Genomic DNA, 12276 nt, shown 5'->3' on the forward strand with positions numbered 1-12276 from the left:
ATTGCGCCCTTTTTTTATATGTTTTATACAAATCATTATATTTACTACCTTTTAATAAGAGCACATAACTAACTTATATTTTCGGAATAATAACCTGAAAACTTCCAACTAATTCCCTTCCTTAAAAAATGAAAAACACTATCAAACAGATTTCTTTACTCTTTATATTTCTTTTTCTCATGCAATCTTGTAGTAAAAGTGATAACGGAATTAGCAATGATTCTCCAATAATAAATCCTGATGGGTTTGTTCCTCCTGCTACTGCTGATGTAGTCATGTATGAGGTAAATCCTGTTGCCTTCAGTACTTCTAAAAACCTTCAAGGAATCATCAATCGTTTGGATAATCTTAAAACTCTAGGAATAAACACAATTTGGATTATGCCAATTTATCCAATTGGGAGTGTAAATTCATTTGGATCCTACTATTGTGTAAAGGATTATACTTCGGTTAGAAGTAGTTTAGGCACTTTAGACAACTTAAAAACGCTTGTTACCGAGGCACATCAAAGAGGTATTGCAGTACTATTGGATTGGGTTGCGAATCACACTTCGTGGGACAACGCTTGGATTTATGCACATCCCGAATGGTATACTCACAATTCTAACGGACAAATTATTAGTCCAGCTGGGACTTCATGGAATGATGTTGCCGATTTGGATTATTCCAATTCTTCTATGCGATTAGCCATGATTGATGCTATGAAATATTGGGTTATTAATGCTAATATTGACGGATTTCGTTGCGATGCAGCCGATTATGTTCCGTTTGATTTTTGGGTACAAGCAAACGTAGCTTTATTTGCGATTCCAAATAAAAAATTACTATTACTCGCAGAGGGAAATCGGATAGATCATTTTTCAGCAGGATTTCAAATGAATTTTGCTTGGGATTTTCTAAACACTGAAAAAAATATTTTTGGAACTACTCAAGCCTATGCAAGCTCATATTTTTCTACGAATACATCAGAATATTCTGGAGTCCCATCAGATAAAAGAAAATTACGATTCACTACAAATCATGATGAGTCCAATAATGCAACTCCTATCAGTCTTTATGGAGGAAAGAATGGCGCCTTAGCAGCATCGGTAGTAGCCATTTATCTTCAAGGTGTTCCTTTATTTTACAGCGGTCAAGAAGTTGGTGTGGCCAATACGTCAACCTACAATGGGACTAACACTATTGATTGGACAGCAAATAATGACATGTTGAATAGCTATACAACCCTTTTGAATTTTTACAACAGTTCTTCTACTGCACGAACAGGAACATTAAATACATTTAACGATAATAATATCGTGGTATTTACTAAAAGCACCTCTAATCAAACAATAGCAGTTTTAGTTAATACACGTAATACAACATTATCTTACTCAGTTCCAAGTTCACTTCAAGGAGCCTGGACCAATGCACTAACAGGCGGAAGTATTTCATTAAGTAATACTTTTTCAATTAGTCCTTTTCAATATCTAATCTTAAAAAAATAATATAAAACATTCTTTTTGAAATGTAATGGTATTCTATTACCCTGTCAAAATTACTAGATTCTTAAGGAGAACTCACAGAAAAAGCCATTTCGAACGGAAATGGCTTACTATTTATGTAAATATTTCTTTTATTGAATATAATAAATATATCCAAAATTTAACCACACATTCCAGTCATTAGCTTTATTTTCAGTATATACTTCTGGATTTGGACGCAAACCATCTACCCAGTCTGAAAAATAATATTGAAAACGCATTTCCAACATTAAATCAGATAAAGGCGATAATTTATAACGCGTTCCTATACTCGTTACTATAGACCAAGTAGCTTGACTATTAATTTTAACAGCTCCTATATATTTATCTGGAGTAACTGTTGTGGTTTTTCCCAAACCTGGTCCCATATCAGAATAGGCATTCGGTTTGAAAAAGCTAAAATGACCTCCTAAAGCAATAAAAGGGGCAAAACTTCCGACAGAAACTGTAAAATCTCTAATACTTTTCGGAAAAAATTCTAATTGCATACCAATGTCTGTAAGCTCAGTACTTCCATGCATGGCACGTAATTGCTCAGCTGTTAATGATGTTTTACTAGGATCTACCCAATCGCCATAATGTTTAAAATTACTTTTTGTGTAAGATAATTCCGTTCTTAACTTAAAATGATCATTAAAATACGTTTCTGGTGTATAACAACTACAATCAGCTCTGTATGAAAAGTTAAGATAATGAATAAGACCAATACCATACCCAATATTTCCTGTTGTAGCTGCCAAGTTATTTCTTTGCCCATAATCCGATTGAAAAAAAGTTGGACCAACAAAAGCACCTATTTCATGGGAAAAACCATACTGAGCCAAAGCAGTGTTCTTTATTCCTAGCAAGAGTATAAATGAAAAAATAAAATATTTGATTGTTTTCATACAAATTAATTCAATTCTGGACAAATATATAAAAACATCATTCACTTATAAAATAAATAAATAAATACTTTTTGACCTAAGTAATAAAAACTAGAAAAATAATCAAAAATGGATTTTTAAAATCAATTCTACCATCAAAAAAAACAAGAAAAAGAAAAAAATTATGCCATTATTTTAATAAAACGTATATTTGTCCAAAATAACGAAATCGTTTTCTTAAACATTAATAGAATAAATTTATGTCACAAAGTATCAATGCATTTATTGACTTAGTTGCAAAAAGAAACGGCAACGAGCCAGAGTTTATGCAAGCAGTTAAGGAAGTTGCAGAAACTGTAATTCCTTTTATCGAAGAAAATAGAAAATACCAAAACAAAATGCTTTTGGAACGAATGGTAGAACCAGAACGAGTAATCATGTTCCGTGTAGTATGGGTTGATGACGCTGGTAATACTCAAGTAAATAGAGGATACAGAATTCAAATGAACTCGGCTATTGGCCCATATAAAGGGGGTATTCGTTTCCATCCAACGGTAAATTTAAGTATTCTTAAATTTTTAGCGTTCGAACAAACGTTCAAAAATAGTTTGACTACATTGCCTATGGGTGGTGGAAAAGGAGGTTCTGATTTCGATCCAAAAGGAAAATCCGACAATGAAATCATGAAGTTCTGTCAAGCTTTTATGACAGAATTATCTAAACATATCGGTGCTGACACTGACGTTCCTGCAGGAGATATAGGTGTTGGAGGAAGAGAAGTAGGCTACATGTTTGGACAATACAAAAGATTACGTAACGAATTTACAGGTGTACTTACAGGAAAAGGAATTTCATTTGGAGGTTCTTTAATCCGTCCTGAAGCAACTGGATATGGCGATGTATACTTTGCTCAAAGTATGTTAGGCACAAAAGGCGATAGCTTTTCTGGTAAAACAGTAGTAGTTTCTGGTTCTGGAAACGTAGCGCAATATGCTTGTGAAAAAGCAACACAATTGGGTGGTAAAGTGGTTACTTTATCAGACTCATCAGGGTATATTTATGATGCTGACGGAATTGATGCTGAAAAATTAGCGTATGTTATGGTAATTAAAAACGTAAACTACGGAAGAATTTCAGATTATTTAACAAAATATCCTAACGCTAAATTTGTAGCTGGAAAACGACCATGGGAAGTAAAATGTGATGTCGCTTTACCTTGTGCCACTCAAAATGAGTTGAACGAAGATGAAGCTAAAATGCTGGTTGCCAATGGTTGCATCTGTGTGGCAGAAGGAGCTAACATGCCTTCAACCCCAGAAGCTGTTGAAGTGTTCCAAAAAGCAAAAATCTTATTTGCTCCTGGAAAAGCTTCCAATGCTGGAGGTGTTGCTACATCAGGACTTGAAATGTCTCAAAATTCTTTACGTTTAAGTTGGACTTCTGAAGAAGTAGACGAAAGACTTAAAGGAATTATGTCAAACATTCACCAAGCTTGTGTAAAATATGGTTCAGACGGAAACGGTTATGTTGACTACGTAAAAGGAGCAAACATTGCTGGATTTGTTAAAGTTGCCGATGCTATGCTAGCGCAAGGAATTGTGTAACAATAATTTTAAATTTGATATCGAAACCTTCTTTCATTTTAAGAAAGAAGGTTTTTTTGCTTTTTATATGAAATCACAATAAATTACGTTTTATAGTATATTTGTCGTTCATTAGCACTAGTTTCTATGTTGAAAAAAAGTATTTTTTTAGTAATTTTATTTCACTTTTTTGGTGGCTTTTCTCAAAGCAATTCGTTGTGGCGTGGCTATTTTTCATACAACCAAATCACAGCGCTTTCCGAATCCTCTCAGAAAATTTATGCCTCTTGTGAGAATACTTTTTTTTCAAAAGATTTGGTCTCAAATGATCTTAAAACCACTTCTTCTATTGACGGACTAGAAGCCGAAACCATTACATGCCTCTATCATAGTGATAGTGTAAATAAAACTTTTATTGGAAATAAAAACGGACTTCTCCTTGTAGTCAATCAAGATGGTTCTATTTTATATAAAAAAGGAATTGTTGATGAAGTCCCCGTTTCGTCCTTACTAAAAAAAATCAATCACTTTATGGAGTACAACAACAAATTGTATCTTTCTTGTGATTATGGTATCTCGGTTTTTGATTTAGCCACATTTGAATTTGGCGACACTTATTATATAGGGACTGGTGGGACTCAAAGCGCAGTATACCAGACAACCGTTAAAAATGATGAACTATACGCAGCCGTAGCAGGGAGTGGCATTAAAAAAGTCTCTTTATCAAATCCAAATATAATCGATTTTAATCAATGGCAAACGATTTCCTCTGGGTCATGGATTGGCATAACCACACTTCAAAATCAATTGGTTGCCACAAATACCGACAAAAAAGTGTATCAGTATAACGGAACCTCCTTTTCACCATTTGCAACATTTTTCTCAACCATTATTAACCTTCATGCCACAGCAGATTATGTTCTAGTCACAACAGCCACCGAAGTAAAAGTTTTCAGCTCTACTTGGCAAACGGTACTTCAAGTTTATAACAGTCAAATTACGCCTTATGTAACCTTTACCTGTGCTACTGTAAAAAACAATATTCTTTACATTGGAACCAATGAACAAGGTGTCCTTACCCTTCCTTTTTCATCGCCTACCAATTACGATTTCTTATTACCAAACGGCCCCTTGATGAATAAAATTTTTAGGGTAAAAAAATCCAGTAGTGCCCTTTGGGCAATTTATGGAGGCTATGACATTTATTACAATCCGTACAACCCTGGTTTAATGGAATATCCTATTAGTAAATTTTCAGCTTCAAATGGATGGACCTTTATCCCCTATGCCAATCTCATGGGTGCTAAAACTTTTGCTGGCATTGCGTTTAGCCCACAAAATGATAAAAACTTCTACGTGAGTTCATATTTTTCTGGCCTTCTTAAATTTGAAAATGAACAGGCTACCACTTTATATAATACTACAAATACTGGAACTGATGGATTGCAATCCCTAACACTAACTCCGCCCAATCCAAGTTATATCGACATTCGTGTTAATGGACCGGTTTTCGACAAAAATGGGAATCTATGGATGACCAACAATATGGTCACCAAACCCTTAAAAGTATTAAAAAGTAACGGGCAATGGCAATCCTATGATTTTACATCAGCCGAATCTGCACAAGACTTAAAAGACACGAGTTACGGTCCCTTTGTGATTGATAAAAATGGAACCAAATGGTTGACGCAAGATCGCAATGGAGTGGTTGGATTTAATGAAAATTATAACAACAAAATCATTGCTATAAAAACAGGAACCTCTGGGAATTTACCAAATAATGACGTACGATGCGTAGCGGTAGATACCAAAAATCAATTGTGGATCGGAACCATTAGTGGTCTACGAATTGTCCCTTCTGTAGACTCTTTTATAACAGATACGGATATTCAAAGTAAAGCCATCATTATTTTAGAAAATGACTTGGCGCAAGAATTATTTTATGATCAGTTTATTATTGATATTGCTGTCGATGGTGCGAATAGAAAATGGGTCGCTATAGCTCAATCGGGGGTTTATTTGGTGTCCTCAAATGGGCAAGAAACCATTTATCATTTCACTAAGGAAAATTCTCCTTTACCCGACAATAATGTGAATGATATCGAAATTGACCCAGTAACTGGGGAAGTGTTTTTTGCAACCGATAAAGGACTCGTTTCTTTTAAAGGGATGGCTACACAAGCGAGCGGGGATCTCACGAGTGTGTATGTCTATCCGAATCCGGTGCGCCCAGAATATGAAGGAACAGTGAAAATATCCAATCTCACCAATAAAGCTGTAGTCAAAATCACCGATGTTGAAGGAAACTTGGTTTATGAAACCACTTCAGAAGGGGGAACAATAGAATGGGACACCACAGCATTTGGACAATACAAAGTCGCTACTGGAGTTTATGTCATTCTAATTTCTGGTCAAGATGGGGTGGAAACTACCGTTAAAAAAGTGATGATTATTCGATAAAAAAACTACAAAACATGAATCTAGTAAAAATGAATTCCAATAATTGTTTCGATTTTCTTAGGTTTTTTTTCGCTATTAACATAGTCTTATCGCATCTTTGGCAGCTATCACAAAGTAAAAGTTTGTTTTTTTTATCTTATATTTCTGATTCAGGAATAGCTGTTAAAGGTTTTTTTGTAATAAGCGGTTTTTTAGTTGCTAAAAGCTATATTACCACGCCTTCTTTAAAATTTTATTTTCTTAAAAGAGCAAAGCGCATTTTACCAGCCTATATTTTTGTGGTACTGATTTCCGTTGTTGGGCTTTCTTTCTTTAGTAACCATACAGTTTTTGATTATTTTACCACTTCTAATACTTATAGTTATTTGGGTTGGAATCTTATTTTTTTAAATTTTGTTCACCCTTGTTTACCAGGTCTTTTTGAAAATAATTTGATGTGTGCTGTTAATGGGGCGCTTTGGACCATAAAAGTTGAAGAAGGTTTTTACCTGATACTCCCTTTTATTTTTTATAGTATTACTAAATTAAAAAGAGCAACTTTAGTGCTTTTTTTAATTTATATAGGTTCTTTACTGTATTGGTATCTTATGGATTCCTATTTGCAAAAACCCCTATTGGCCAAACAGCTGCCAGGGTATTTGTGCTATTTTGTAGTAGGAATCTTTTTGTTTCTAAATTTTGATAGGTTACAACATTACAAACTGCGATTTTTTTTGGTTGCTACAGCATTATTTTTAGTTTCATTTTTTTCGCAAATAAAAATTGATTTTTTTTATCCTGCGGCTTTCGGAATTATCGTGATTGTATCGGCATATAGTTTGCCATTTTTCAATGCTTTTGGGAAATATGGTGATTTTACTTATGGCATTTATATTTTCCATTTTCCGCTGATTCAACTTTTTAGACAGTACAATTTATTTGAAAAACACAATCCTTACTTTGTAGCTATTGTTCTGCTTTTTGTGCTTTTTGTTGCCGCTGTTTTTTCTTGGTTTGTTGTCGAAAAAAGATTTTTAGACCGCTATAAAATAGCTGTTAAAGCTATTTCAACTTAATTTTTTTTTATGTTAGTCAAAACAAAAGCATTAGTACTATCTTCTCAAAAATATCAAGAAAAGAGTTTAATCGTAAAATGCTTCACAGCTACAGACGGAATTAAAAGTTATTTCGTTCCTAACGCTTTTTCAGGGAAAAAAAACCAACAAAAAAAAGCCTATTTTCAGCCTCTTACACTACTAGAACTTGAAGCGAATCATAAAAACAAAGGAACGTTAGAATACTTCAAAGAAATAAAATTAGCCACTCCCTACTACTCTATACATACCGATATTACCAAAAGCACCATTGTTCTTTTTCTTTCTGAGATTATAGCACACAGCATTCATGAAGAGGAAAAAAATCAAGATCTTTTTACTTTTTTTGAGACGGCCTTATTGTGGCTCGATTCTCATGATGAAGCCTTTAATTTTCACCTCATCACACTATTGCAACTCACAAAATTTTTGGGATTTTATCCCGAGGATTCCCAAATAGATGCTTGCTTTTTTGATGTAAAAGAAGGGGTGTTTACCTCTCATGCAAATCAACATACCTTTTCAGAATCCGAAACTACATTACTTAAAAAGCTAATTGCTTTAAAATTTGACTCCCCTCAAAAAACGTTTACTGGGGTTGAACGCCATCAAGTACTAAACCTGCTATTACACTATTACACCTTGCATCTGGAAGGATTCCAAAAACCAAAATCTTTAGACGTTTTAAAGGAAGTTTTTTCTTGATTGTGCTTGACAAAAACACCTATTAAAATTTATAGTTATTCTATTTTTCGTGCTTCTTTTTTCTCAATATCATAAAAATCCGTTTTCTTCAGTAGTGTATCACAAAAACTGAAAACTGAAAACTGAAAACTGAAAACTATTTATTACTTTCGCAAACTGATTTAAGTATACGACAAAATGAGCACAAAATTTACTGAATACAAAGGACTTGACTTGCCTACGGTGGCTTCTGAAGTTCTGAAATTTTGGAAAGAAAACCACATTTTTGAACAATCGGTAACGTCTCGTGAAGGAGCTACGCCTTATGTGTTTTTTGAAGGACCACCATCGGCAAACGGACTCCCTGGCATTCACCACGTGATGGCTCGTGCGATCAAAGATATTTTTTGTCGTTACAAAACTCAAAAAGGCTACCAAGTAAAGCGTAAAGCCGGTTGGGATACCCATGGTTTACCAGTAGAATTAGGTACCGAAAAAGAACTCGGCATCACTAAAGAAGATATCGGGAAAACCATTTCGGTTACGGAATACAACGAAGCGTGTAAAAGAACCGTAATGCGTTATACTGACGTGTGGAATGATTTGACAGAAAAAATGGGGTATTGGGTCGATATGGAAGATCCGTATGTGACGTACAAATCCAAATATATGGAATCGGTTTGGTGGTTGCTCAAACAGATTTATAACAAAGAGTTATTGTATAAAGGCTACACCATACAACCCTATTCACCCAAAGCAGGAACAGGTTTATCCTCACACGAAGTAAATCAACCCGGAAGTTACCGTGATGTTACAGACACGACTATTGTGGCTCAATTTAAGGCGAAAGATGAAACACTTCCTAGTTTTTTACAAGGTTTTGGAACGGTTCATTTCTTAGCTTGGACCACAACACCTTGGACGTTGCCAAGTAATACTGCCTTAACGGTAGGACCGAAGATTAGCTATGTTTTAGTTGAAACAGGAAACATATACACTGACACAAAAATCAATGTTGTTTTAGCAAAAGATCTTTTTAATAAGTATTTTTATAATGAAGATAAAGAAGTTCATGTAGGGAAATTTTCAAATTCTGGAAAAATTTCGGAAACCTTAAAAGGTAAAAATTTATCTTGGAAAATTTTATCTGAATTCAAAGGTTCCGATTTAGTTGGAATTCGCTACGAACAACTGTTGCCTTTTGTTTTACCCTATCAAAATCCTGAAAATGCCTTTCGGGTGATTTCGGGTGATTTCGTGACGACAGAAGATGGAACGGGAATTGTACACACGGCTCCGACTTTTGGTGCTGATGATGCTAAAGTTGCTAAAGAAGCCACCCCAGAAGTACCACCCATGTTGATTTTAGACGAAAATGGAAATCCCGTACCTCTAGTTGATTTACAAGGAAGATTTGTAGCTCAAATGGGAGAATACGCTGGAAAATATGTGAAAAACGAATATTATAATGAGGGCGAAGCTCCCGAAAAATCGGCAGATGTTGAAATCGCCATTCGTTTAAAAGAAGAAAATAAAGCCTTTAAGGTTGAAAAATACGTACACAGTTACCCACACTGTTGGCGCACTGACAAACCCATTTTATACTATCCCTTAGATTCTTGGTTCATTAAAGTAACCGAAATCAAAGACCGAATGTTCGATTTGAACGATACCATCAACTGGAAGCCCAAAGCCACCGGAGAAGGTCGTTTCGGAAATTGGCTAAAAAATGCCAACGATTGGAACTTGTCGCGCTCTCGTTATTGGGGTATTCCATTACCTATTTGGAGAACGGAAGATAAAACGGAAGAAATCTGTATAGGTTCAGTTGAAGAATTGTACCAAGAGATTGAAAAAGCGATTGCTACTGGTTTTATGACGGAAAATCCTTATCAAGGTTTCCAAATCGGGAATATGGATGAACCGAATTATGACTTAGTAGATTTACACAAAAATATCGTAGATAACATCGTTTTAGTTTCCGCTTCTGGCAAACCTATGAAACGCGAAACGGATTTAATTGACGTGTGGTTCGACTCGGGTGCCATGCCTTATGCACAGTGGCATTATCCTTTTGAAAACAAAGAGCTGATAGACGAAAATAAGGCGTTTCCAGCCGATTTCATTGCGGAAGGTGTCGACCAAACTCGAGGTTGGTTTTATACCTTACACGCTATCGGAACCTTAGTCTTTGACAAAATCGCCTATAAAAATGTAGTGTCAAATGGTTTGGTTTTGGACAAAAACGGACAAAAAATGTCCAAACGATTAGGCAATGCCGTTGACCCATTTATTACTTTGGCAGAATATGGTCCCGATGCGACGCGTTGGTATATGATTTCGAATGCCAACCCATGGGACAACTTAAAATTTGACATTGAAGGTGTGGCTGAAGTTCGTAGAAAATTTTTCGGAACCTTATACAATACCTATTCCTTCTTTAGTTTGTATGCCAATATCGATGGATTCAAATATGCCGAAGCAGAAATTCCGTTGCACGAAAGACCTGAAATTGACCGTTGGATTTTATCAGAATTGCATACCCTAATAAAGATTGTTGATGAGTCTTATGCTGATTATGAGCCAACCAAAGCCGCTAGAGCGATTTCCGATTTTGTTCAGGAGAATTTGAGTAACTGGTATGTTCGTTTGTGCAGAAGACGCTTCTGGAAAGGCGAATATGGAACCGATAAAATTGCTGCTTATCAAACATTGTATACGTGTTTGCTAAATATAGCGAAACTTTCAGCACCTATAGCGCCCTTTTTTATGGATCAATTGTACCGCGATTTAGTCCAAGCAACCGAAAGCGAGCATTTTGCTAGTGTTCACTTGGCTGATTTCCCGGTTTCAGTTGAAAACTTTGTTGATAAATCGTTAGAGAGCAAAATGTTGAAAGCACAAACGGTTTCTTCTTTGGTTTTATCGCTTCGTAAAAAAGAAATGATCAAAGTGCGTCAACCGTTGCAAAAGGTTATGATTCCTATACTTGATAAGAATCAACGTGCCGAAATTGAAGCGGTTTCTGACCTCATAAAAGCTGAAGTAAATGTAAAAGAAATCCAACTTTTGGACGATGCCTCAGGAGTTTTAGTGAAGCAAATTAAGCCTAATTTTAAAGCGTTGGGGCCTCGTTTTGGAAAAGATATGGGTTTGATTTCCAAAGAAATACAATCTTTTACTCAAGAACAAATTAATAAAATCGACTCACAAGGAACCCTAACACTTGTTGTTTCAGAAAAAAGTATTACTTTAACCACCGAAGATGTTGAAATCACTTCTCAAGATATCCCTGGCTGGTTAGTGGCCAATGCAAACGGAATTACGGTTGCCTTAGACATCACCATTTCTGAGGAATTAAGACAAGAAGGAATGGCTCGAGAATTGGTTAACAGAATTCAAAATATTAGAAAAGATTCTGGATTTGAAGTGACTGATAAAATAAATATTGTATTACAACGCGATGGTATTTTAGAATTGGCTGTACAGCATAACTTAGAATACATTACATCTGAAACGTTGACAGAAACGTTAGATTTTTCAGACAAAATAAATGAAGGAATAGACATTGAATTTGATGACATAAAAACAAAAATATTAATCTCAAAATAGAAAAAGATGGTAGAAGAAAAATTGAGATACTCAGATGCCGACTTGGCCGAGTTCAAAGAAATTATTCTCGCTAAGATTGAGAAAGCGCAACAAGATTTAGAATTAATCAAAAGTGCTTATATGAATGATTTGAATAATGGTACCGATGATACCTCACCTACTTTCAAAGCTTTTGAAGAAGGCAGCGAAACCATGAGTAAGGAAGCCAATTCACAGTTAGCCATTAGACAAGAAAAATTTATTCGCGACTTGAAAAATGCGCTTTTCCGTGTGGAAAACAAAACCTATGGGGTATGTAAAGTCACAGGAAAATTAATCGGCAAAGAGCGTTTAAAAATTGTACCTCATGCCACCATGAGTATTGAAGCCAAAAATTTACAACGATAACAACATAAAAAAACAAACGCCTAAATTCCAAATCCCGGATCATTACTATTTTTTTGGGATTTGGAATTTTTGATTTTTTATAATTTAA

8 protein-coding genes are annotated in these 12276 nt (G+C 35.1%); 7 read left to right on the plus strand and 1 reads right to left on the minus strand.

Annotation, left to right across the window (positions count from 1 at the left end):
* Positions 1-128: 128 nt before the first annotated feature.
* Complete coding sequence (locus CLV55_RS09060; protein ID WP_112113470.1) at positions 129-1487, plus strand: alpha-amylase family glycosyl hydrolase; 1359 nt, start codon at positions 129-131, stop codon at positions 1485-1487.
* A gap of 128 nt (positions 1488-1615) precedes the next feature.
* Here the strand turns inward: CLV55_RS09060 and CLV55_RS09065 are convergent, their stop codons facing one another.
* Complete coding sequence (locus CLV55_RS09065; RefSeq protein WP_112113472.1) at positions 1616-2410, minus strand: THC0290_0291 family protein; 795 nt, start codon at positions 2408-2410, stop codon at positions 1616-1618.
* A 239-nt stretch (positions 2411-2649) separates the two neighbouring features.
* Here CLV55_RS09065 and gdhA point away from each other — a divergent pair, with 239 nt between their 5' ends.
* From gdhA to CLV55_RS09095, 6 genes are all read left to right on the plus strand, one after another.
* Positions 2650-3993: an NADP-specific glutamate dehydrogenase gene (gdhA, locus tag CLV55_RS09070; protein WP_112113474.1), complete on the plus strand. Its 1344-nt coding sequence runs from the start codon at positions 2650-2652 to the stop codon at positions 3991-3993.
* Positions 3994-4119: 126 nt separating this feature from the next.
* Complete coding sequence (gene porZ / locus CLV55_RS09075; RefSeq protein ID WP_112113475.1) at positions 4120-6432, plus strand: type IX secretion system anionic LPS delivery protein PorZ; 2313 nt, start codon at positions 4120-4122, stop codon at positions 6430-6432.
* A 29-nt stretch (positions 6433-6461) separates the two neighbouring features.
* Positions 6462-7487, plus strand: coding sequence for an acyltransferase family protein (locus CLV55_RS09080; protein ID WP_245902705.1), 1026 nt, complete (start codon positions 6462-6464; stop codon positions 7485-7487).
* 9 nt (positions 7488-7496) lie between these two features.
* Positions 7497-8210 carry a DNA repair protein RecO gene (recO, locus tag CLV55_RS09085; protein WP_112113478.1) on the plus strand — a complete coding sequence of 238 codons (714 nt, stop codon included), beginning with the start codon at positions 7497-7499 and terminating at the stop codon, positions 8208-8210.
* Between the two features lie 177 nt (positions 8211-8387).
* A complete protein-coding gene (gene ileS / locus CLV55_RS09090; RefSeq protein WP_112113480.1) occupies positions 8388-11801 on the plus strand; it encodes an isoleucine--tRNA ligase in 3414 nt (1137 codons plus the stop codon).
* A 6-nt stretch (positions 11802-11807) separates the two neighbouring features.
* Positions 11808-12188: a TraR/DksA family transcriptional regulator gene (locus CLV55_RS09095; protein WP_112113481.1), complete on the plus strand. Its 381-nt coding sequence runs from the start codon at positions 11808-11810 to the stop codon at positions 12186-12188.
* The last annotated feature ends 88 nt before the right edge of the window (positions 12189-12276 follow it).

Source organism: Flavobacterium aciduliphilum, from assembly GCF_003268855.1.
GTDB classification, from domain to species: Bacteria; Bacteroidota; Bacteroidia; order Flavobacteriales; family Flavobacteriaceae; genus Flavobacterium; species Flavobacterium aciduliphilum.

Bases quoted from the DNA above. Each gene is read 5' to 3' on its own strand.
- CLV55_RS09060 (WP_112113470.1), top strand. From the start codon at position 129: ATGAAAAACACTATCAAACAGATTTCTTTACTCTTTATATTTCTTTTT.
- CLV55_RS09065 (WP_112113472.1), bottom strand. From the start codon at position 2,410: ATGAAAACAATCAAATATTTTATTTTTTCATTTATACTCTTGCTAGGA.
- gdhA (WP_112113474.1), top strand. From the start codon at position 2,650: ATGTCACAAAGTATCAATGCATTTATTGACTTAGTTGCAAAAAGAAAC.
- porZ (WP_112113475.1), top strand. From the start codon at position 4,120: ATGTTGAAAAAAAGTATTTTTTTAGTAATTTTATTTCACTTTTTTGGT.
- CLV55_RS09080 (WP_245902705.1), top strand. From the start codon at position 6,462: ATGAATTCCAATAATTGTTTCGATTTTCTTAGGTTTTTTTTCGCTATT.
- recO (WP_112113478.1), top strand. From the start codon at position 7,497: ATGTTAGTCAAAACAAAAGCATTAGTACTATCTTCTCAAAAATATCAA.
- ileS (WP_112113480.1), top strand. From the start codon at position 8,388: ATGAGCACAAAATTTACTGAATACAAAGGACTTGACTTGCCTACGGTG.
- CLV55_RS09095 (WP_112113481.1), top strand. From the start codon at position 11,808: ATGGTAGAAGAAAAATTGAGATACTCAGATGCCGACTTGGCCGAGTTC.